Source organism: Burkholderia sp. AU30280 (assembly GCF_020420125.1).
GTDB lineage: Bacteria > Pseudomonadota > Gammaproteobacteria > Burkholderiales > Burkholderiaceae > Burkholderia.
This window is the reverse complement of the sequence record NZ_JAIZRY010000014.1, coordinates 1-21,508: the sequence shown is the minus strand read 5'-3', so window position 1 is coordinate 21,508 and position 21,508 is coordinate 1. Positions and strand designations below refer to the sequence as shown.

The 21,508-nt window shown below is 66.0% G+C and carries 19 protein-coding genes and 2 pseudogenes; 10 read left to right on the top strand and 11 right to left on the bottom strand.

The window, feature by feature from the left end; translation table 11 throughout:
• Nucleotides 1–337 precede the first annotated feature (337 nt).
• Both plcR and LGN17_RS27755 read left to right on the top strand, forming a co-directional pair.
• A complete protein-coding gene (gene plcR, locus LGN17_RS27760) occupies nucleotides 338–1,051 on the top strand; it encodes a phospholipase C accessory protein PlcR (protein ID WP_226200050.1) in 714 nt (237 codons plus the stop codon).
• A 66-nt stretch (nucleotides 1,052–1,117) separates the two neighbouring features.
• Nucleotides 1,118–2,494, top strand: a complete 1,377-nt coding sequence (locus LGN17_RS27755) for a pectinacetylesterase family protein (RefSeq protein ID WP_226200048.1) — start codon at nucleotides 1,118–1,120, stop codon at nucleotides 2,492–2,494.
• Nucleotides 2,495–2,565: 71 nt separating this feature from the next.
• Here the strand turns inward: LGN17_RS27755 and LGN17_RS27750 are convergent, their stop codons facing one another.
• From LGN17_RS27750 to LGN17_RS27740, 3 genes are all read right to left on the bottom strand, one after another.
• On the bottom strand, nucleotides 2,566–3,699 hold the full coding sequence (locus LGN17_RS27750) for a J domain-containing protein (RefSeq protein ID WP_226200046.1): 1,134 nt from the start codon (nucleotides 3,697–3,699) through the stop codon (nucleotides 2,566–2,568).
• A gap of 87 nt (nucleotides 3,700–3,786) precedes the next feature.
• Nucleotides 3,787–6,171, bottom strand: coding sequence for a DNA polymerase II (locus LGN17_RS27745; protein ID WP_226200044.1), 2,385 nt, complete (start codon nucleotides 6,169–6,171; stop codon nucleotides 3,787–3,789).
• A 334-nt stretch (nucleotides 6,172–6,505) separates the two neighbouring features.
• Nucleotides 6,506–7,486 carry a LysR family transcriptional regulator gene (locus LGN17_RS27740; RefSeq protein ID WP_226200042.1) on the bottom strand — a complete coding sequence of 327 codons (981 nt, stop codon included), beginning with the start codon at nucleotides 7,484–7,486 and terminating at the stop codon, nucleotides 6,506–6,508.
• A gap of 103 nt (nucleotides 7,487–7,589) precedes the next feature.
• Here LGN17_RS27740 and LGN17_RS27735 point away from each other — a divergent pair, with 103 nt between their 5' ends.
• Nucleotides 7,590–7,964 (top strand): nuclear transport factor 2 family protein, encoded by a 375-nt coding sequence (locus tag LGN17_RS27735; protein WP_226200040.1) that lies wholly within the window; start codon nucleotides 7,590–7,592, stop codon nucleotides 7,962–7,964.
• A 298-nt stretch (nucleotides 7,965–8,262) separates the two neighbouring features.
• On the opposite strand, the gene LGN17_RS27730 is transcribed toward LGN17_RS27735, so the two are convergent.
• A complete protein-coding gene (locus tag LGN17_RS27730; RefSeq protein WP_226200363.1) occupies nucleotides 8,263–9,837 on the bottom strand; it encodes an EAL domain-containing protein in 1,575 nt (524 codons plus the stop codon).
• Between the two features lie 462 nt (nucleotides 9,838–10,299).
• Between LGN17_RS27730 and LGN17_RS27725 the strand changes: the two genes are divergently transcribed.
• Entirely contained in the window at nucleotides 10,300–10,512 is a 213-nt protein-coding gene (locus LGN17_RS27725; protein ID WP_226200039.1) for a hypothetical protein, read from the top strand.
• A 35-nt stretch (nucleotides 10,513–10,547) separates the two neighbouring features.
• On the opposite strand, the gene LGN17_RS27720 is transcribed toward LGN17_RS27725, so the two are convergent.
• Nucleotides 10,548–10,853, bottom strand: a complete 306-nt coding sequence (locus tag LGN17_RS27720; protein ID WP_226200037.1) for a hypothetical protein — start codon at nucleotides 10,851–10,853, stop codon at nucleotides 10,548–10,550.
• 74 nt (nucleotides 10,854–10,927) lie between these two features.
• Nucleotides 10,928–11,989 carry an AraC family transcriptional regulator gene (locus tag LGN17_RS27715; RefSeq protein ID WP_226200035.1) on the bottom strand — a complete coding sequence of 354 codons (1,062 nt, stop codon included), beginning with the start codon at nucleotides 11,987–11,989 and terminating at the stop codon, nucleotides 10,928–10,930.
• 79 nt (nucleotides 11,990–12,068) lie between these two features.
• On the opposite strand from LGN17_RS27715, the gene LGN17_RS27710 reads away from it, so the two are divergent.
• From LGN17_RS27710 to LGN17_RS27700, 3 genes are all read left to right on the top strand, one after another.
• Nucleotides 12,069–13,088: a sterol desaturase family protein gene (locus tag LGN17_RS27710; protein ID WP_226200361.1), complete on the top strand. Its 1,020-nt coding sequence runs from the start codon at nucleotides 12,069–12,071 to the stop codon at nucleotides 13,086–13,088.
• A gap of 36 nt (nucleotides 13,089–13,124) precedes the next feature.
• A complete protein-coding gene (locus LGN17_RS27705; RefSeq protein ID WP_226200033.1) occupies nucleotides 13,125–13,805 on the top strand; it encodes an alanyl-tRNA editing protein in 681 nt (226 codons plus the stop codon).
• A 229-nt stretch (nucleotides 13,806–14,034) separates the two neighbouring features.
• Nucleotides 14,035–14,565 carry a YcxB family protein gene (locus LGN17_RS27700; protein ID WP_226200031.1) on the top strand — a complete coding sequence of 177 codons (531 nt, stop codon included), beginning with the start codon at nucleotides 14,035–14,037 and terminating at the stop codon, nucleotides 14,563–14,565.
• A gap of 89 nt (nucleotides 14,566–14,654) precedes the next feature.
• On the opposite strand, the gene LGN17_RS27695 is transcribed toward LGN17_RS27700, so the two are convergent.
• From LGN17_RS27695 to LGN17_RS27685, 3 genes are all read right to left on the bottom strand, one after another.
• Nucleotides 14,655–16,274, bottom strand: a complete 1,620-nt coding sequence (locus LGN17_RS27695) for a histidine-type phosphatase (protein WP_226200029.1) — start codon at nucleotides 16,272–16,274, stop codon at nucleotides 14,655–14,657.
• A gap of 179 nt (nucleotides 16,275–16,453) precedes the next feature.
• Nucleotides 16,454–16,888, bottom strand: a complete 435-nt coding sequence (locus LGN17_RS27690; protein ID WP_226200027.1) for a phosphatase — start codon at nucleotides 16,886–16,888, stop codon at nucleotides 16,454–16,456.
• Nucleotides 16,889–17,214: 326 nt separating this feature from the next.
• Nucleotides 17,215–18,573, bottom strand: coding sequence for an NAD(P)/FAD-dependent oxidoreductase (locus LGN17_RS27685; protein ID WP_226200025.1), 1,359 nt, complete (start codon nucleotides 18,571–18,573; stop codon nucleotides 17,215–17,217).
• 100 nt (nucleotides 18,574–18,673) lie between these two features.
• Between LGN17_RS27685 and LGN17_RS27680 the strand changes: the two genes are divergently transcribed.
• Nucleotides 18,674–19,627, top strand: coding sequence for a LysR family transcriptional regulator (locus tag LGN17_RS27680; RefSeq protein WP_175956836.1), 954 nt, complete (start codon nucleotides 18,674–18,676; stop codon nucleotides 19,625–19,627).
• A 33-nt stretch (nucleotides 19,628–19,660) separates the two neighbouring features.
• Here the strand turns inward: LGN17_RS27680 and LGN17_RS27675 are convergent, their stop codons facing one another.
• Nucleotides 19,661–19,861: a hypothetical protein gene (locus LGN17_RS27675; RefSeq protein WP_226200023.1), complete on the bottom strand. Its 201-nt coding sequence runs from the start codon at nucleotides 19,859–19,861 to the stop codon at nucleotides 19,661–19,663.
• Between the two features lie 194 nt (nucleotides 19,862–20,055).
• On the opposite strand from LGN17_RS27675, the gene LGN17_RS27670 reads away from it, so the two are divergent.
• Nucleotides 20,056–20,973, top strand: a complete 918-nt coding sequence (locus LGN17_RS27670; protein WP_226200021.1) for an AraC family transcriptional regulator — start codon at nucleotides 20,056–20,058, stop codon at nucleotides 20,971–20,973.
• 313 nt (nucleotides 20,974–21,286) lie between these two features.
• Nucleotides 21,287–21,388, top strand: a pseudogene (locus LGN17_RS27665) (type II toxin-antitoxin system RelE/ParE family toxin); the annotation flags it as partial.
• Between the two features lie 5 nt (nucleotides 21,389–21,393).
• Here LGN17_RS27665 and LGN17_RS27660 read toward each other — a convergent pair.
• A pseudogene (locus tag LGN17_RS27660) lies at nucleotides 21,394–21,508 on the bottom strand (IS5/IS1182 family transposase); the annotation flags it as partial.

Sequence of the window (21,508 nt, the reverse complement as noted above, 5' to 3'; positions counted from 1 at the left end):
CTCAGCGGGTCGTTCGACGGGTCTTTTCCGGCCATTCGTATCGGCCGCGCCGACGCATGGCCCGCGTGCCGCGCGCGGCTGGATCGCCGCTTGCTTGGCGTCGCGGCATACATCGCGCGTGTCGGCCCGAACCGCCGCCGGGCGGGCGTGGCGCGCGACATCGGGCGCCCGGCCGTGCGACAACGAAATGCGTTTCAAACGTCTTGCCGGACGTGGCCAACGCGACCGGGTTTAGTGCCTGCGTTCTAGCGCCGTTTTTGACTGCGTGCGGGATTCGACCTAGAACCTACTCGCGGATGCACCGGCGAAGAACGGCATGACGTGACGAGGAGGCGACGTGAAGAAGAACAGGGCACTCTGGCGGCGCACGGGCGCGATCGCGGCGATCGGCGTGGCCGTCGTTGCAGTCTGGCGATATGAAGCGACGACACCGGCGCAAGCCGCGTCATCCGGCACACCGGCTGCGACGGCGAGCGCGGCGCCAGGCGCGGCCGAACCGTTCGGCACCGGCGCCGCGACGCGCGGCCCCGAGGAACGGCGGCTCGATGTCGATGCCCTGCGTCGCAGCCTGGCAGGGCGGCCCGATGCGGATGCCGAAGTGAAGCGCATCGTCGCATTCGCGCGCTTTCGCGACGAGGTTGCCGCGTACGGCGATCGCCGCAACAGCATGCCGCTAGCCGAGCGCGCCGCACTCGCGCGCCGGATTCTCGACGAACTGCCCGACCATGTCGCGCGCAACGAGATCGTGCCCGTGCAGGCCGAAGCGCTGAGCGCGGCGCTGCTGACCGATACCGAAGCCGACCCCGCGACACGCAGCGCGGCGATCCGGTCGATGCGCGCGCAATGGGACGCCTATGCGCGGCAGACGCTCGGCCCGTCGCCGGCGCAGGACCCGCGCTATCTCTCGTACGAACGGCAGAGCCGCGACGTCGTCCGGCAGGTTCAGGCGAGCATTCCCGATCCCGACCAGCAGCAAGCCGTCATCGCGCAGCGCCTGCAGGCGTTGCGTGTCCAGCTGTTCGACGGCGCTTCACCGTCCGGCGTGCACTGAGCGCCGAATCCGCGACGCCGGCCCGGCGCCCGGCGGTCGCGTCATGTCCATCGACAAGGAGGGGAGATGTCCACAGCACGATGCCTGCTGCGCGCGGCCGTTGCCGCGCTGCTCGGTTGCGCGGCACTGAACGGCCACGCGGCCGATACGACGATGCCGGACCCGTCGATTCCCTATTATTCGTGGTACGAAGTGACGTTGCCCGAGAGCACCGGTGCATCGTGCGGCAACGGCACGCCGATGCGCTTCTACATCAATCGCGCGCAGTCGGACAACCTGCTGTACATGATGGAGCCGGGCGGCGCCTGCTGGGACTACGGCACCTGCACGCAGACATCGACCGGCGCCGAGGCCGGCCTCGGCGGTTTCAACCCGGACGGCATCCCGCACAACTACATGAACGGCACGGCGAACGAGAGCCTGCTGTCGTCGTTCCTGTCGCCGCTGCTCACGCGGATGGATCTCGCGCACATTCTCGTCGGCGAACCGAAGGTCGAGACGCAGCAGTGGACACAGGTTTTCGTGCCCTATTGCACCGGAGATATCCACATGGGCAGCGCCGTGCGCAACTACACGTCGCCGAGCGGCGACTGGCGGCTGCAGCACTACAGCGGGCTGAAGAACATCCAGGCCGTCGCGCAGTGGCTGACGTCGCACGGCTTCGGCAAGCCGAACCGGCTGCTCGTGTACGGAATGAGCGCGGGCGGCTACGGCACGCTCGCGAACTACGCGACGCTGCGCAACACGCTGCAGCCGCAGGCGCATAGTTCGCTGCTCGACGATGCCGGCACGGTGTTCAACACGCCGTTCGATGCGGACGCCGCCACGCATCCGTCGGTCGGCCTGTACGACCGGGTGCGCACCGAGTGGGGGATGACGGGCCCCGACGGGATGATTACCGTGAACAGCCGGCTGACCCGCCATTTCGATCCGGGCAACATGGGGAGCGCGTATGCGGCGCTGTCGGCGACATTCCCGCACGACCGCTTCGGCTTCTCGAGCTACCAGCGCGACAAGATCATCGCCGCGTATCACTATCGCGCGTTCGTGCCGGCCGTGATCGCGGCGCCCGACGACGCGACGAAGGATGCGCTGTCGCTCGCGATGTTCGACCAGGAACTGGACGGGCTGAAGCAGACGCTGAACCCGCTGCCGAACTTCGGCTACTTCATGCCGTGGGCGCGCAACGATTTCATCGACAACCACCAGGTGACGGCGGTCAGCTTTACCGGGTCGGGGATCCACGAGAACGGCATCGACGCGGATATCGGTACGTTCGTCGACAACCTGCTGAACCAGCAGGACCCGGCCGATACGCCGGTGATGAAGGCGTTCCGCACGCAGCAGTGGTCGGACTTCACGTTCTCGACGTTTCTTGCGTGGATCGACAGCATCTTCAACCTGACCGGCGAAGCGGGGCCGATCTCGGGGCACCGGGCGTGACGCGGGGCGCTTGAGCAAGCGACGGCGGCACCGCGTGCCGCCGTTCCGTTCGGCCGGATGCGCATGCGCGCTCAGAACGGCCCGTCGTCGAACCGGGACGAAGCGGGCCGGCGCCTCATGTCCTTCAGCCATTCCTTGACGTTCGCCGGATCGTCGAACTCGCGCAGTGTCAGGTTCAGGTCGTGGATGCCGCGCTGGGTGCCCGCGATGTCGCGCGTGAGCATGCGCACGACGGTATCGGGCGCGACCTTGACCGACGGCGCGATCCCGTAGGTCCGCCGGAAACCGGTCTCGACGTCCTCGATCTCCTGATCCAGCTCGCGAAGCTGATCTTCCAGGATGCCGTTGTAGCGCGCGAGCCGGTCTTCGCCGAGGCCGTTGATCGCGTGCCGGTCGATCTGTTCGATCTCCAGTTGCAGCTCCAGCAGTTGCAGGAGCTTGCCGTTCGCATAAGCGTGGTTGACCCGCTGCATCAGCACGGTCTTGCGTTCCTGTTCCAGGGGATCGGTTTCGCGATCGGGATGCAGCGCGCTCGCCAGCTTCCGGTAGACCTCACGGATCGAGCGGCTCGATTCGGCCTGCTCGGCTTCGCGCTTCGCCAGCGCGGCCGACTGCCGGGGCGCTTTCTTGCGCTTGGCGCGTTGTGCCTCGCGGGCCTCGTGCGCGGCCATGTCCCGCTTGAACTGTTCGTCCAGTTCAGCCTGCATGCGTGCCATGAGTGCTTCGGGCGACAGCGCGTCGAGATCGTCTTCCGCCGTCACGCCGGGCGTCGATTCCGGCTCCGGCTCGGACGCGGTCTGCCGGGGCTCGGCCGCCGTGTAGCCGCCGTGATCGGCCGCGCTGTGCCGGTCATGGATGGCCTTCAGTTGCGCGTCGTCGCTGAAGTCGAGCAAGTCGCGCGCCATGTCGGCGATCATCGCGGAAAGGGTACGCTGCTCGGCCTTGCTCAATCCTTTCTGCAGGTACGCGTCGTCCAGCTGGTTGAGCAACCGGATCCGCAGCGCGGTCGACGTCTGTTCGAGCGGCAACAGCTCGTCGACGAATTTCTTCTGGAATGCCGGCATCACGGCTTCCCACGCGCCGAGACGCTCGCGCCGCTTCTCGATCTGCTGGACGAGCGTATTGAATGCTTTCTGGGCTTTCGACAGGCTGGCTGATTCGTGGCCGGGCGCGATGGCGACCGCTGTTCCGCGACGTGCGGTCATGATGAATGTCCTCCGGCTGCGGCAGAACGCGCAGCAGCGCGGTATTTTAACCGGCCCCGCGCGTCTCCCGTGCTCGACCTGGCGCGGCTACTCCTGAAACAACTGCCCCTGCCCGGAGATCACGCGTTCGAAATCGTCGCGCAGGAACGGCAGGATCGCGTCCGCGACGGGCTGCAGCTGGCGGCTCAGGTAGAACGCGTAGTCGATCGGCGAGCGCATGGTTTCGAGCGGCTCGGGGCCGGCCGTCGTCATTACGTAGCTGATCCAGCCGCCGCGCTGATACTGCAGCGGCCGGCCCTGTGCCTGGTTGAACTCGTCGGCGATCCGCGCCGCGCGCACGTGCGGCGGCACGTTGCGCTCGTATTCGCGCAGCGGCCGGCGCACGCGCTTGCGGTAGACGAGCTGGTCGTCGAATTCGCCGGCCAGCGTGCGCCGCACGGTGTCGCGGATGAAATCCTGGTACGGCTCGCGGCTGAACACGCGCCGGTACAACTCGCGCTGGAACTGCTGCGCGAGCGGCGTCCAGTCGGTGCGCACCGTTTCGAGCCCCTTGAAGACGAGGTCCTCGCCGCCGCCGGCCGCTGCCGCGAGCCCTGCGTAGCGCTTCTTGCTGCCTTCCTCCGCGCCGCGCACGGTCGGCATCAGGAAGCGGCGATAGTGCCGCTCGTATTGCAGCTCCAGCGCGCTCTCGAGCCCGAAGTGGTCGCACAGGTGCGCCTGCCACCAGCGGTTCACGTGCTCGACGAGTGCGCGGCCCTTGGCGCCGGCTGCGTCGTCGTCGTGCGCGCGGCCGAGCCACACGAACGTCGAATCGGTATCGCCATAGATCACTTCGTAGCCCTGCGCTTCGATCAGCTCGCGCGTGCGGTGCATGATCTCGTGCCCGCGCATCGTGATCGACGACGCGAGGCGCGGGTCGAAGAAGCGGCAGCCCGTCGAGCCGAGCACGCCGTAGAACGAGTTCATGATGATCTTCAGCGCCTGCGACAGCGGTGCGTTGCGCTGCCGCTTCGCATCGTCGCGGCCTTCCCACACGCGGCGCACGATATCGGGCAGGCAGTGCGCGGTACGCGAGAAGCGCGCGCCGAGAAAGCCGGGCACCGATGCGTCGTCGCCGGGGTTCGCGAGCCCTTCGATCAGCCCGACCGGATCGATCAGGAACGTGCGGATGATCGACGGATAGAGGCTCTTGTAGTCGAACACGAGCACCGAGTCGTACAGCCCGGGGCGCGAATCCATCACGAAGCCGCCGGGGCTGTTCTGCCCCGTCACGTCGCCGAGGTTCGGCGCGACATAGCCGAGCCGGTGCATGCGCGGCAGGTACAGGTGCGTGAAGGCCGCGACCGACCCGCCGGTGCGGTCGGCCGCGAGACCCGTCACGCTCGCGCGTTCGAGCGCGAAGGACAGCAGGTCGGCCTTGTCGAAGATGCGCGTGACGAGCTCGCAGTCCTTCAGGTTGTAGCGCGCGAGCGCCGGCTTGTCGTGATCGAAGCGGCGCTGGATCTCGTCCATCCGCTGGTACGGGTTGTCGATCGACTTGCCTTCGCCGAGCAGGGCCTGCGACACGTATTCGAGGCTGAACGACGGGAACGTCCACGTCGCGGATTTCAGCATGTCGATGCCGTCGAGGATCAGCCGGCCGGCCGCGCCCGCGAAGAAGTGGTCGGGCTGCTGGCCGTGCGCGCGCCAGTCGAGCACGCTGCCGCCGCGCCCGAGCTTCAGCGGTATGCCGTACTGCTCCGAATGGGCGTGCAGGATGCGCAGGTCGAACTGCACGAGGTTCCAGCCGATCACCGCATCGGGGTCGTGTTCGTCGAACCATTCGTTGAGCCGCGCGAGCATCGCGGGCCGGCTGTCGCAGTAGTCGAGGCGGAAATCGATCGCGCCCGCTTCGTCGCTGTCGCCCCCGTTCGGCGGGCCGAGCATGTAGACCTGCCGTTGCCCGCAGCCTTCGAGCGCGATCGAATACAACTCGCCGTGAACGCTGGTTTCGATGTCGAGCGATACGCAGCGCAGCGCCGGGCGATAGCCGGTCGCGGCTTTCAGTTCGGCGCCGGTCAGCGTGCCGTCGCGGCCGGGCTGGCCGCGAAACTGCACGCATGCCGTGATGAAACGCTCCATCGCGTAGCGGTCGGGCGGCTGCACGTCGGCTTCGTAGACGTCGACGCCAGCTGCCGCGAGGCGCTTCTGCAGCCCGGACAGGTGGCGATAACGCTTGCAATAGAGGCCGACGACCGGCCGCCGCCGGAAGTCGCGCAGCGCGAGCGGGCGCAACTCGGCCTCACGCTCGCCGGCCAGCGCGCGTTCGGCGAGCGTCTGCTGTTCAGCCGGAATGAACGCGACGGCTTCCTGCGGGCGCAACCGCACGCGGCGCGGACCCTGTCCGGTTGCCAGCCAGAACTCGATCTCGATGCCGGACGCGGTGTCCCGCCAGTGGCGGGTGAGGATGAAACCCTGCTCGAACTCCGTCAAAACGCTTGCTCGTCGTGGATGCCCAGGCGGCGGATTTTAGCGCTTGAATGGAGGTCGTGCCGGCGGCGGCGTGCGTGGCAACAGGTGGCAGGAAGCCATCGGGCGAGGCACGATCTTGTGCGGGCCGGCCGGCGCCCCGATTTCTCGAAGCGCTTGACGGCAGGTCCGACCGTTCGCGGGCAGGCGAATGAGGATGCCGTTTCGCATCTGACCCAGGCCGTGCCGACGAAAAGATGAATCGACCGCCGGGCGATATCCACGCCGTGCAATGGACGCGAGGACATGGCGATGACGGTTGAAACGGAAGGTCAGGCGCGCGACGGCAAGAAGGGGATTACTCGCGCCGCAGCGTCTCGAGCAGGGTGGGTGACGGCTGCCGGCCCTCGCCAGGGGCTCTCGACTGTAGCCCGGGCATCATGCCGGCAACAAAGTCGATGAACGCCCTGACCTTGGCCGGAACGTGGTTCCGGCTGGGATAGTAGACGTAAAGGGGGAACGTCTCGTCGCGCCAGTCCGTCAGAACCGGCTCCAGCGTGCCCGCACGCAGGTGCGTGTCGATCCCGAGGTCGATCACCTGGGCGATCCCGTAGCCGGCAACGCAGGCGCCGATTTTGGTGCCCGCGTCCGTGAGCGTCAGGTTCCCGCTGACGGCCACCTTCACTTTCTCGTTGCCACGCCAGAACTCCCATTCGAAGGGTCTGCCGGTAGCCGGGTCGATGGCCAGGATGCATTCATGGCCATCATCGACAAGATCCTGCGGCGACTTCGGCCGACCGCGTTGCTCCAGGTACGACGGCGCGGCCACAGTCAGGACCCGCGGACTGTATAGCCGGCGGCAAACCAGGGTTGAAACGGTTGGCGGTCCGAACCGGATGGCGAGATCGAATCCGTCGCTTACCAGATCCGAGAGGTCGTTCCGGGTCTCCAGCTTCAGTTGAAGGGCAGGGTGGGCCTTCATGAACTGGGCCAGCTCCGGCGCCAGCACAAGGCGGGCGAACACGGCATCGCACGCCACGCGGAGCGTACCGTTGACGATCGAGGTCTGGTCCGAGGCGCTGACGGTCGCCTCTTCGATTCCCTGGAGTAACGGCAGCACCTTCGACAGCAGCGCATGGCCGGCGTCCGTCACTTCGACGTGCCGGCTGGTGCGATGCACGAGCTTCGCGCGCAGACGGTCCTCCAGTCGCTGGATAGCGCGACTGACCGCCGGCTGCGTCTTGCCCAGACGAGATGCCGCACGGCCGAAGCTCCCGGATTCGGCCAGGGCTGCGAGGACGAGCAAGCCGCTGACGAGTCCCCCATCGAGGTCTTCCATGATCCATGTGTTCCTGTAATGGCAGCGATAACCGGGTCGCCGTAGCCGAGGGTGGGGAGGATCGCTCACTATACGAGCCGTTCACTACCGAGGAAAGCCAGCCATGACCCAGACCCAGGCCGTAGCCGCCTTGATCGAGGACTACTTCAATTTGGCTTATGAGCCGAAGAGCCGTGACTTCGACAAGGTCTTTCACCCGAGTTGCCTGATTCAGTGGCTGGCTGAGGGCCAGTTGCGCATCCTGTCGTCGCAAGAGTATGCGGCGCTCATCAACGGGAGGCCGAGTCCGCGATCGACAGGCGCGCCGAGAGATGAAGCGATCCTCTCGATGGAGAATATCTCGGACGGCCTTTCAACGGCGACGGTGCGGGTGCGGATCGGAAACAGGCTGTTCAACGATCACTTCGTCATGCATAAGGTGGAGGGCAACTGGTTGATCGCAACCAAGGCGTCCGCCTTGGTGCGTACGTTCGACTGACGCGCGCACGGCGGATGCGGATGACTGCCCGGATGCATGAGCGCGCGACAGCATGCACGTCAACGCCGGCGAACAAACAACCCGGGGAAAACTCACCGATTTCCCGGGTTTTGCGTACGCGATCGAACATTGACTGACTTGAAGTGGGTGCCGGGGACCGGACTCGAACCGGCACCCCTCAAACACGCCCGTCGTGCTCGATCGTTCCATCATGCCCCGTCCATGATGTCACCCTGACAAAGAGCCGCATGCGCGTCGATGAGCAGCCGTCGGTACGGATGCGTCGGCGACGCCGCCCCTACAGCGACGCCCACGCGAAATCCTGCTTCAAATGCTCCAGCCGCTGCGGCCGCTGATACAGATAGCCCTGCGCATAGTGAATCCCGACCGCATGCAGCGCACGATGCTGCACTTCGGTCTCCACCCCCTCCGCGATGATCTTCAGGTCGTAGTGATGCGCAACGGACGCGATCCCTTCGATCAACCTCGCGCTGCCGCCGTTCAGTTGCGAGACGAACTGGCGATCGATCTTCACGTAGTCGAAGGGAAAGCGCGACAGCATGTCGAGATTGCTGTGATGCGTGCCGAAATCGTCGATCGCGAACTTCGCGCCTTTTGCTCTCAGCGCGTGGAAGATCGCGGTGGTCCGCGCGTTCTTCTCGAGCAGGATGCGCTCGGTGACTTCGAGCACCAGCGTAAAGCCGGGCGGCAGCGCGCGAATCGCCTCCTCGACGACGGACACGAACCGCGTGCGCTCGAGATCCTTCGGCGCGATGTTGACGGCGATGCGCAGCGGCGCGGACGGCGTCAGCGCGGACAGTTCCGACACGGCTGTCCGCAGCACGAATTCGGTCACTTTCGGCAGCACCGCGCTCGATTCGATCTGCGGGATGAACACGGCCGGGCTGATGGCCCCCCACTTGGGATGCTGCCAGCGCAGCAGCGCCTCGACGCCGACGGTCCTGCGCGTCCCGACATCGACGATCGGCTGGTACACGACATGGAGCTCGTCGCGCCTGAGCGCGTTGCGCACGGCCTTCAGCAGCAGCCGGCGCGGCGCCATCGCCAGCAGGTAGGCCGCCATCACGAGGCCGTCCGCCAGCAGCACGATCGTGATGCCGATCAGCCGATAGTGTTGCCGGACCTGCGACGTATAGCGTGCGGATGCGGCAACCTGCACCGTGAACGGCCAGCGGAGCGACATGATCGTGCTTCCGCCCGCGGGTTCCGCGGCGGATTCCGGCGAAAACTTCCCGTGCTGATCGAGATGGCCCGCACCCGCGATCGACAGCGTCGCGGTTTCCGTCCCGTAGCGGGCGCCGTGCGCGAGCGCGTCGGCCACGTAGTCGCCTTCGATCAGGTAGAGCACCCCCGCACCGGGCGCGGTGGCGTAGAACACGGGCAGCACCGGAATGCCCTGCTGGAACGGCGTCTGGCGCAATAACGTGACGCGCGTCGATCCCGGTTCCGGCTCGTGCATGTACGCGTCGAGCGGCAAGTCGATCGCCCCCAGTGCCGATGAGCACATGACGCGACCGTCGTGCACCAGCGCAACGGCGCGCAGGTAGCGCAGGCGCGTGCCTATCTCGGCGAGTGTCCGGAATACTGCCGGGCATGGCCGTCCGACGAGCGCGGTCAGCTCGTCCACATGGCGCGGGCGCGCACCGTCGAGGATGCGGTCCACCGAGGCCACGATGTCGTTCGCGATGACGCGTTCATGCTCGGTGACGGCATCGCGCGCATAGCGGTCGGCAAGCGCGATTGCGCATGCCGGCACGAGCACGCAAACGATTACGGCGACGAAAAAGACGACCCGCGGCCACGCACCGCTGTGCTGGAAAACTGCCTTCGAGTCTGGCGTGAACGCCGACATTCCCGCGGTCGCCTTCGGTGTTGTGTGTAGGGAGAGGCAAGTCGAGCCGGTCGACACGCGACTCGGCCATTCATTTCGGAGGCTTGCGTCCATGAACATGTGCATATGGCGCACGTATATAGACGTAGCACACCGAAAAAAACCCGGCCGCATGGTCTTGCGGCCGGGACGAAAAGACACCGTCTCTTGGCACGAGGATGGTGCGCGGCAAGTATAAGATGCGATGAGGGATTACGAAATATTGTTATTCAACTATTAGTGTATTTTTGTGATTGTGTCTCGACACGAAACACTCTTTCGGGATGCTGTCTTTGTCGACCTGCCGGCGGCCTGCGATCGGTCGCCGCGCGATACGGTCGCGCGGCTCGCCCGAACTTCGGGAGGGAAGATGCCGTACCCACGGTCATCGTGACCGATGGTGCAGCCGCAGCCGACGGCGGTTCGCTGAGGATCCGGATCGACGTGAACGGGCCGGCCCGCAACCTCCTGCCCGATCGCGCGCTCGCTTCGCGCGATACGCCGCGCTGCAACGCCATCAGCGGTGATCATGCGTCGCTTTCGAAGGGTGATCGAAAGAAATGGCTTGCGCTGCTGCGCAGCATTGCCGCCCCCGCGATGTGGGCCGGCAGGGTCGGCACGTTCATGCAGGGGCTGCAAGCGTCTGAAGGTGCGTGAACGATACGGTGCCGGCGCGTCGCACGAGCCGCGATTCAGAAATCGTTGCGCATCTTGCGGAGCAGATCACCGCCCGACTGATGCGTGTCCACTGCGGTGAGCACGTCGGTCAGGAACCACGGCAGGTTCAGTTGCGTATTGGCGTCGCTGACGCATACGCGGATTGGCGGCGCCTTCGACGGCGAGCGGGTGTCGCGCGTGGCGTCGCGGGACGGGACGCAGTTTTTCGCGTGCGCTTGGACGGGCGCCGGCTCGGCGCTGCCGGATGCTGCATCGGCGGCGGCCGGCAAGCTGACGGCGGCCAGCAGGGTCAGGACAGCGGCAGTGGCAACGTGTTTCATGGGATTCTCCGGCGATGCTCGTTCGACCGCGCGGGCGGACGCGAGTTCGTCGGCGGCGCGCTGGTGCGTCGCGCTCAGCCGCGCGCGACTTTCGCTGCCCGCGCAGGTTGCCGGCTGCGCCACTGCTGCGGCGATTCGCCGGTCCAGCGCCGAAAAGCGCGCGTAAATGCGCTGTGTTCCGAATAGCCGAGCAGCCAGGCGACTTCCGCGAGCGTCAGCCGAGGATCGTTCAGATGGTCGATCGCGAGCCGCCGCCGCGTGTCCTCGCGCAGTATCCGGAAGTTGAGCCCGAGTTCGGCAAGGCGTCGATGCAGCGTGCGCGATGACACATGCAGGTCCGACGCGATCTGTTCGATGCTTGCTTCGCCCTGCGTCAGCAGGCGCGCGACGGCTTCGCGCACCGACTGTTCGAGATCGTCCGTCTGCCGCAGCTCGGCAAGCAGCGCGCTCGCCTGGCGTTCCATCATCTGCAGCAGCGCGTCATCCGGCTGGCGCAGCGGCTGCGTGAGCAGGTGCAGCGGGAACGCGAGGCGGTTCACCGGCTGGCCGAACCGCACCGGGCAGCCGAAATAGTCGACGTACGGCCGTTCGTCGGCGGGTAACGGGTGCACGAAGCAGACCTCGTCGGGTCCGTGACGCGTGCCGGTGATGTTGCGCGCGAACTGGACGATGGCCGTCAGCGCGACTTCGTCGACGAGCGGGCCGAGTGGCTCGGGCGCGTCGTGCCATTCGATCTCGACCGATGTCTGCCCGACTCGCACTTCCATGCGCGCGACGTTTGCGATCAGGTGTTCGTATTGCTGCCAGCGTGCGAGTGCGGCGCCGGCATCGCGACATGCATGCAATGCGTAGCCGAGCGCACCGAGATGGGCGGGCGTGATTCGCTGGCCGACGTGCAGGCCGAGCAGCGGATCGTCGAGCGCACGGACCGCACGTTCGAGCAGGCGCCGCCAGTGGGCGCTCGCGTACAGCGTGAGCCCGCGATCGTCGTCGGGTGGCCGCGCCTCGCCGAGCACGCGCGCGGCATCCTTGCCCTGCTCGGACAGATAGTCGAACAGCAGCCGCACGTAGGTGCTCGAGTAGTAGATGCGCTGCGTCGATAGCGGGGAGGCGGCGAGCATGGCGGAAAGTGTCAAGTAATCGTCGGCAAGTGTCAACGCGGGTCGACCCGTGCGCGACCATACTGCCGGTCAGTTCCTGATCGAGGCCGTGACCATGCCGACCGAATTGATGACGTGGCTCCATGCGTTCCTGGGTAACGACGTGGACTGGAAGCAGGTGCTGCTGATCGGCATGACGCCGGTCTTCCTGATCGCGTTCGCGATCGAATACGCGGTGATGACCGGGCGCGGCCGCCGCGCGCCGTTTCGCTGGAAGGAGATCGTCGCGAACCTGTCGCTCGGCGCCGGCTATCAGGTGGCCGAGACCGTGATGGGGCTCCTGTTCACGGGCGCGATCTTCGCGTGGGTCTACCGGCACCGGCTGTTCGACGTGCCGGTGAACGGCTTCACGATCGTGCCGATCTTCGTCGTCGTGGAGTGCTGCTACTACTGGTTTCATCGCACGTCGCACCGCGTGCGCTGGTTCTGGGCCGCGCACGTGCCGCATCACAGCGGCGAAGTGATGAACTTCACGACGGCGATGCGGCAGTCGCTGCTGAACGCGTTCGTCGGCGTGTTCGTGTTCTACCTGCCGCCGGTGTGGCTCGGCATCCCGCCCGCGGTCGTGCTGTTCCTGCTCGCGGTCGATCTCGCGTACCAGTACTTCGTGCATACCGAAGCGATCGGGCGGCTGCCGCGCTGGTTCGAGTACGTGTTCGATACGCCGTCGAACCATCGCGCGCATCACGGCCGCAATCCGCGTTACATCGACAGGAACTATGGCGGCGTGCTGATCATCTTCGATCGCCTGTTCGGCACGTACGTCGAGGAAACGGAGCCGGTCGACTACGGGATCACGCAGCAGATTCGTTCGTACAACTTCCTGGTGCTCAACCTGCACGAATTCGTCGACATGTGGCGCGACGTGCTTGCACCCGGGCCCGTCCTGCAACGGCTGAAGCACCTGTGGATGCCGCCCGAATGGGAGCGGCCGGGGCATCGGTCGATTCGTACGTGGTGTGTCGAGCGCAAGAGCGAGGAGGGGGCCGCGACAGCATCGCGTGCGATGCCCGACGAGGGTGCGTCGGCGCAACGGCGCAAGATCGTACAAGCCACGGGTACGCGATCCGGCTAGCCTGCGTGTTTTCCTCGGCGAAAGGCACGGCGGGCAATGACGAAAAAAGTATTCTGGGACGATCCCTACCGGACGACGCTGGATACCGTCGTCAGCCATGTCGACGGCGATCGCGTGCAGGTGGACGCGACCATCTTCTTTGCGTTTTCGGGCGGGCAGGAAAGTGACGCGGGGTCGCTGGGCGGCTATCCGGTCATCCAGGCCGAAAAGCGGGGCTTCGACATCGTCTATACGCTGCCGCGCGATCATTCGCTGAGTGTCGGCGATCGCGTGACCTGGCGCATCGACTGGGCGCGGCGGTACCGGCTGATGCGCCTGCACTTCGCGGCGGAAATGGTGCTGCAGCTGGTCTATCGGCTCAGGCCCGGCATCGAGCGCATCGGTGCGCATATCGGGCAGGACAAGGCGCGCATCGACTTCGCGAGCGACGCGAGCCTGGCGCCGCTGTTTCCCGAGATCGAATCGGCCGCGGCCGACCTGTCAGAGCGCGACCTGCGCATCGTGACCGACTTCAGCGACGTCGACGCACAACGCCGATACTGGACGGTCGACGGCTTCGCGACGATGGCGTGCGGCGGCACGCATCCGGCGTCGACCGGCGAGATCGGCATGCTGACGCTCAAGCGCAGGAATACCGGGAAGGGCAAGGAGCGGATCGAGGTCATGCTGGTCGAACCGGAGGGGGCCGGCGGGCAGCGGGGCGAGAAGGTTTCGTGACCCTCGGAAGGGCGCGCCCGAAAGGCTGAAGGCCGTCACCGATACGCAATTCGGCAAAGCCCTTGTTCCGCACAGGTATATTGACGGCCCATGCATCGAATGGCCGGCGATTTCGCGTGGCTTCGTTTGCAGGTCACCCTGCGCACGCGGCGCCGGCTGTCCGGATCGCGGCGCTTGTGGTGAAACGTCCATCGCAAGCATAAAAACAGCGACCATTCCGAGCCCGCGAATGAGCGATACCGAGATCGTATTTCAATTGACCGTGGATGACCTGGTCCACGCTTACCGCCTGAATCTTTGGCGCCGATATAACTGGAAATATCTGCTCAAGTCATTCGCGATCGTGGTGATCGCGTACATCGTCCTGTTTTTCGGTGGCTTCCGGGTGGTAACCGGCGCTTGGCTGGAATGGCGCAATGTCTGGTGGATAGCGGGAATCGCGGCGGTGGTGACGATCGGCGTGCCGCTACTCAATCATCTGGTGTTGCGTCGTGCCGCTCGCAAGATCTACAACCAGCAAAAGACACTCCATCAGCCGCACACGGTCGTCTGGCGCAGCGAATGTTTCATCGTCGAAACCCCGACCTCGCGCGAGACACTTCGCTTTGAAGATCTGGTTCACTGGAGCGAGGATCGTTATGTGATCCTGCTTTATCAATCGGCGGTGATGTTCCGCCTCATACCGAAGCGGGGGCTTGCGGAGCCGCAATTGGCCGCACTGCACCGGACGCTGCTTCAGAACGGCATCCGCAAGCGCTAGCGAACCGGCGAGCGCACGTTGAAACCCGGACGCGCTGCGTCGTGCGGGTGTCGAACGTGCTCGTCGCGGCATGCGTGCTCCGCGTCATCTCACTGATACCCGTAACACTGCCTCAACCCCGCGTAGTCATAGAAGTGACTGCCCGGCGCGATCTTCGCACCGTCGCACGCGGCCTGGAAATCCGTTTCGCGTTCGTTGTACAGCATCTTCACGATGAGACGCGAGCCGTTGCGATAGACGTCCCACTGCATGTTTGCGGCCATCGGCGACACTTGATCACCGCGCCACGGGTTGTTCGCGTACGTGTAGGTCTGCGCCTGCGGCGTCGGCACGAACACGTTCTTCAGGTTCATGATCGATGCGAACGGAATCACGACCTCCGCGTGCGTGAAGCGCAGCTTCGCGGCGCGGGTCAGGTCGCCGCGTGCGATCGCATCGACTTCGCCGAAGAAATCGTCCTGCAGCACCTTCGCCATCCGGTACGTGACGGGGTTCGCTTCCTGGATGCCGGGCCCCTTCTGGTAGTAGTCCTCGGCATCCTGAAGATACGCGAGATACTGCGCCTGCTCGGCACCGATGTACTTCTCCATCGTGACGCCGCCGGTTTCCGCCGTCATCGCGGGCGCGACCTGCAGCAGGTTGTACAGCACGTTCACCGCATCGACGGCCGTCGCGATCTTCGTCTTGCCGTCGCCCTTCAGCGTGTTGGTGAACTTGCCGTCCGCCGACGTGAATGCATAGGTGCCCGTGTTCGCGAACGTGTAGCCGTCGGTGCCGAGCTTCGCGATGAATGCCTGGGACACGAGTGTGGACAACACGGTTTGCGCGACGTCGGCTGCCTGCGGCGCGGCCTTGATCGCGTTGAGCTTCGCGGCCACCGTCGCGTCGTTCGCATAGGCCTGGTAAGCCTGGCTCGCCTGGTAGGTCGCGTAGTACGGATTGCCTGTATCGGTCACGAGATCGGTGGCCGGCTTCAGCGAGTGGAAATACAGCAGGAAGCGGTTGGTGCCGGCCGGCTGCGCGACCGGCGCGTTCGCGGGATAGCCGGACGGCGCGGCGGGCAGCGTGATCGCCGTGGCCAGCGCCGGCTGTGCAGCCACGAGCGACGCGGAGAAATATGTCGAGCTGTCGACCGCGCGGTCCTGGCCCGAATTGACGACGACGACCTGCCGGTTGCCGGCCGTGAACAATGCGGGCAGCCGCTGCGCGAGACGTGCGGCGAGCTGCTGGTGCTCGCGGATGCCGGTTTGCGTGAGGTTGCCATACCCGGGCGTCGAGATGCCCGCCACGCCATAGCCGAGCAGCGCATTGGCCTTCATCATCGCGTACGTGTCGGCCTTGAGCTGCGCGCCGAGCGCGGTCAGTGCGCCGTCGGCCTCGGCCTTGACCAGCATCGCGTAGATCGCGCCGTCGTACTTGAAGCCCGACAATCCACGCGAGCCGTGGCGCGCGACGAGTTCCGTATAGACGGGCGCGTAGCCGGCGGGCGGCACTTCGTACGTTGCGGCGTCCTGCTGCGGACGGTACGGCGTCTTCGTCTGGTAGTAAGTCGCGGGTGTCGGCTTGGGCTGAGGCTGCGGCTGTGGCGCGGGCGTCGAACCGCTGGTGTCGGCGGAGGCCGCGGCGGGCGTCGAGTCGTCCCCGCCGCAGGCGGCGAGCAGCAGGCAGGTAATCGCGAAGGCGGCGGCGGTGCGGATCGGGCGTGTCATCGTGGCGTGCAACGGGCGGGACGATGCAGGTTCGCGTCGTCCCGTCTCCGGGAGGGATCGGTCAAGCCCGGAAGTGTTGCAAGCGACTTTGACAGCAGAATGTCAGAAATGAGTCGGGCAATCGTCGGATTGCCGCCGGATCGCGGCAGGCCGGCCACCGCCGGCCCGTGTGCCGGCGTTCAGTGCAGGCCGGCCGATGCGATCGAGCGCACGGTGTCGGTGATGTGCACGCAGCGCGACAGGCCGAAATGCTCGGCTTCGCGGCGCTCCGGTTCGCTGCTCGCAATCGCCACCGCGCGTTCGGGCGGCACGCCGAGTGCCTGCAGCACGACGTCGAAAGGATGCTGGTTTGATCCGGAGTCCTGCTGATTGGCGTCCGTGACGACGACCGAGAAGCGGTCGAGGTTCGCGCGGCCGAACTGGCCTTCGAACATGTCGCTGAGCCGCGCGGCCGGCAGCGTCGTGACGAGACCGAGTCGATATCCTTCTTCCGATGCCCGGTCGAGCCACTGGATGATCGCGTCGCGTTGATGGCGCGATTCATGTGAATCCGGTGTTGCTTCGATTTGCGCGAATGCTGCGTCGAGACGGGTGACGATGGCTTCGATAACCACGGTGATTCCTCTTCAGAGACGTGATGATCCGTTCGCCGACGGGAATGCCACACACCTTAGCGTCTATCCCGAAAACACGACCAATTAATATTTATATCCGACCCATACGGTTTGGCTAATGAATGGGGTGGCGAGCCAATGCGGGCGCGGGATGCGTGTCGCACCGCATATTTCGCGCGAAGCGCATCGTATCGACGGCCTTCGATGTGATGCACCCGATTCGCGTATGCGGTGAATGCACCGCACAGGGGCGCATGAAAAAACGGCATATCGAGCGATGCACGACCGATATGCCGTCTTGCGACACCGCGTGTGAACGGGTGCGATCAGTGCAGCTTGATCGACGGCTGGTTGCGGCTTTGCAGCCAGTGGCTCAGCGACTGGAACAGCGCGCGCTTCACGCCGACCACGCTGAACAGGTGCTTGCGATACAGGAACTTGTACAGCCCGATCGCGGCAAGCCCGTCGACGATCAGCGAGCGCGAACGCACGCTGATGTCGGCCTGGTACACGGCGCCCGCATGCCCGAGCGACACGACGGTGCCTGCATCGCGGAACGTGAAGCCGGCCACCGGCTTGCCGGCGACCCGCCGCGCGAATGCGTTGACCAGGTACACGGCCTGCTGATGGGCGACCTGCGCGCGCGGCGGCAGGAAGCCGTTTGCGCCGGCCGTCGGGCATGCGGCGCAGTCGCCGAACGCATACACGTGCGGGTCGTCCGGCGTTTGCAGCGTATCGGTCACGATCACCTGGTTCGAACGATTGAGCGCGATGTCGCCGATCTGCTGCAGGAACGCGGGGCCTGCCACGCCGGCCGCCCAGATGGTGATGTCGCTCGCGAGCCGTTCGCCGGTCGAGGTCGTCACGGCATTCGCGCCGACTTCCGCCACGCGTGTATCGGTCAGCACGTCGACGTTCAGTGCGCGAAGCTGCGCGTGCATCTTGCCGGACAGCCGCTCGTCGAGCGCCGGCAGGATGCGCGGGCCGCCTTCGATCAGCCGGATGTGCACATCGCGCGCGGACACCAGCGCCTTGAAGCGGTACGTCGTCAGTTGCTGGATCGCATGCCGCAATGCTGCTGCCAGCTCGACGCCCGTCGCGCCCGCACCGATCACGTTGATGCAGATCGGCGCCGCGCGCCGCGCGGGCTGCTGCTCGGCCAGGTGATTCGCCTTCGTGCAGGCCGCGAGGAACTTCCGGCGGAAATCCTCGGCCTGGTCGAGGTTTTCGAGCGGCAGCGCGTGGCGCGCCGCACCCGGCACATTGAAGAAGTTCGTCACGCTGCCGACGGCGAGCACGAGATCGTCATAGCCGAGCTCGCGCTGCGGCAGGATTTCCGTGCCGTCCGCGTCCTGCACGGCCGCGATCGTCGCGGTGCGGGCCGCGCGGTCGACCCGCTGCAGCGCGCCCTGCACGAAGCGGAAACCGTGACGCTTCGCTTGCGCCGCGTATTCGATCGTGTGCGATGCCGGGTCGCGGTGGCCCGACGCGGCTTCGTGCAGCAGCGGCTTCCAGAAGTGCGTCGGATAGCGGTCGACGAGCACGACCTCGGCTTGCCCGCGGCGTCCGACCGTATCGCCGAGACGCGTGGCGAGGTGCAGGCCGCCGGCGCCGCCGCCGACGATCACGATGCGCGGCAGGCGCGGTGCGCGGTCCGTTGCAAGGTTGGGCGTGGTGTTGTCCATGTTGGGCTCCCGCTGAATGACGATTCGGATGACATTGCTCAAGAACCGACGATATAGTTTCGAACCTACGCGAACAATTTAATGTTTATAAGCGACCCATATGTATTCACTTATAGGAAAGACCGCGACGTTCCGGCAGCTGAAGGCGCTGGACATGATTGCGCGGCTCGGCAGCGTGTCGCGGGCGGCCGAGGAGCTGAACCTGACGCAGCCGGCCGTGTCGCTGCAGGTTCGCCTGCTCGAGGAGGCGGTGGGCGCCGCGTTGCTGCAGCGGGTGGGGCGCGGCGTGCAGCTGACCGCGGCCGGCGAGATCGTGTCGCGCTATGCGCGCGAGATCCTGCATCTATGGAGCGAGGCAGGCGACGAAGTGGCCGCGCTGACGGGCGATCTCGGCGGCACGCTGCGGATCGGCGCGATCACGACGGCCGAGTACCTGATTCCGCCGCTGCTCGTGAAATTCACCGCGACGCGTCCGCATGTGAAAACCTATTTCAAGGTTGGAAATCGCGACGACATCATCCGCATGCTCGCGACGCATGAAATCGATCTCGCGGTGATGGGCAGCGCGCCGAAGGAGCTGCGCACGCATGCGGTCGAATTCGCGAAGCATCCGATGGTCTTCGTCGCGGCGCCCGGGCACCCGCTGATGCAGCGCAAGCGTGTCGCGCTAAAGGATCTCGAATCCGCGCACCTGCTCGTGCGAGAACGCGGCGCGGGTACGCGCTCGACCGTCGAGAGCCTATTCAAGAATGCCGGTTACCGGTTCCATGTGGGCTCCGAACTGTCGAGCAACGAGGCCATCAAGCAGATGGCCGAAGCGGGGCTCGGCGTTGCGTTCCTGTCGCTGCACGCGTGTGCACTCGAACTGCGCACCGGGCTGCTCGGGCAACTGCCGTTTCCCGGCAACCCGATCGAGCGCGAGTGGTATGTGGTCACGCTCGCCGACCGGCGCATTTCGCAGGTCACGGGGCTGTTCCGCGATTTCCTGATCAAGCAGGGCGCACCGGTGATCGACGGCGCGATGGTGGCGCTGCACGAGCGGCGGCGCAAGTAGGCGGACCACGCCGGCCGGTTGGCCACGCGCAGGTCAGACGAGCCCGAAGTCGTCGTTGCTGTCGGGGATCGACGCGAGCAGCCGTTCGAGCCGGTACCAGCCGACGATGCGCAGGCACCGGGTGGCGAGCGTGGCGCGGACGTCGCGGGAGCGGGAGCCGGATGACGAGCGCGGGGCGGCGGCGGGCGCGTGCGCGGTGAACGCTGCGCGTTGTGCAAGGCACTGATGGGGCATGACGGTCTCCGTAGGTGTCGGATGGGGCCATCGTAAGCGGCGCGGCGCCCGCCGGCGCGCACGCAAGGATGGCCATGAGCAGGAACGGATGATCTTTTCCTGCTCGACCTGGGCGCGCCGCCGGCGGGCCCGGCAGGCGGCCCGAAAACGCGTCACAATGCGCGTTCGACATCCCCATCCACTGGAGGAAGGCCATGAGCGATGCGATTCTCGCGGCGCCGACGGACAACGGCGTCCCGGTCAGCCTGCGCTCGAGCCGCGGGCTCGGCTGGCAGGGCTTCGGCGCGGCGCTGCTGCAAATCCGCGCGGGCACCTACCGGATTCCGGCGGCCGAGCATCACCGGATCGGCGTGCATGTCGGGTCGCCCGTTCGCGCGGATTGCGTGTGCGACGGCGAGCGCGTGTCGCGCATCCAGGCGCATGGCGACGTCGACGTGATTCCGGCTGGCCTGCCCGGCCAGTGGACCGACAGCGCCGACTGCCGGATCCTCCATATCGCGCTCAGCGATACGTTCGTGCGGCGAACCGTCGAACAGCTCGAGCTGAAGCCGTCGCGGGGGCAGATCCGCCGCCGGCTGCAGGTGCGCGACCCGCGCCTGCAGCACATCGCATGGGCGATGGCCGCCGAACTCGAAGCGGAAGACGCGTCGGATCCGCTCTATGCGGAAAGCCTGTGCACGGCGCTCGTCGCGCGGCTGGTCGACGGCCAGCCGGCGTTCCGCGAGCGCCGCCGCACGCTCGCGCCGAAAGCGGCCGCGCGCGTGATCGACTATGTCGAAGCGAACCTCGACCGGCGCATGACGCTCGCCGAACTCGCGGCGCTCGCGTCGATCAGCGTGCCGCATTTCAAGGTGCTGTTCCGCGAAACGCTCGGGATGCCGGTGCACCAGTACGTCGTGAGGCGGCGGGTCGAGCGCGCGAAGGCGTTGCTGCTCGAAGGGCGGCTCAGTATCAGCCAGGTCGCGCTCGAAGCCGGGTTTGCACACCAGAGCCACATGGCGAACTGGATGAATCGCGTGCTGGGCGCGACGCCGACGGAGATTGCGCGATCGGGGGCGCGTGGCGGGCTGCGGCTGGCTTACGGTGGTGAGGGTAGTAGGGGCGACGTGTGAGTGTCGATTCACTTGCCGGGATCGAGCTCTGGTGCTCGATCTGCTGAGCGGTTGATATTCGTCTGGAGTAGCAAATCGAAGAGATCAACGTCGCGGGCACGGAATCTTGTGCCCGTCGGATGCGGCCGGCTTGCCGTCGACGCTGAAATCTGTGGCGGCCTTCGTCGATCACGCAAGCGCCGTGCAGCGGTCGTGTGCACCGATCCCCAGCGCGTGCAACGGCATGCTCCAGGACCAACCATGTTGGACGCAACGAGCGTGAGACTGAGAAAACTCGGCAGCCAAATTGTCCCCTATGGGTTACAATGGTTCCATGTTCAGGGTCCTGACCACTCCCCAATTTGATGAATGGCTCGACGGGCTTCGCGACCCTGTCGGTTGCGCGGCGATCAACTTGCGCATCGAGCGGGCTAAGAAACGCTAACAGAATGATTTTTGAAGGTGTCGCCAGCAAATGACGCAGGCGGCGATTTTCATGAACGCCTCGTGTATGGCGGCGAGGCGCTCGAACCGAATGCGCAGGCGTCTGAAGTTG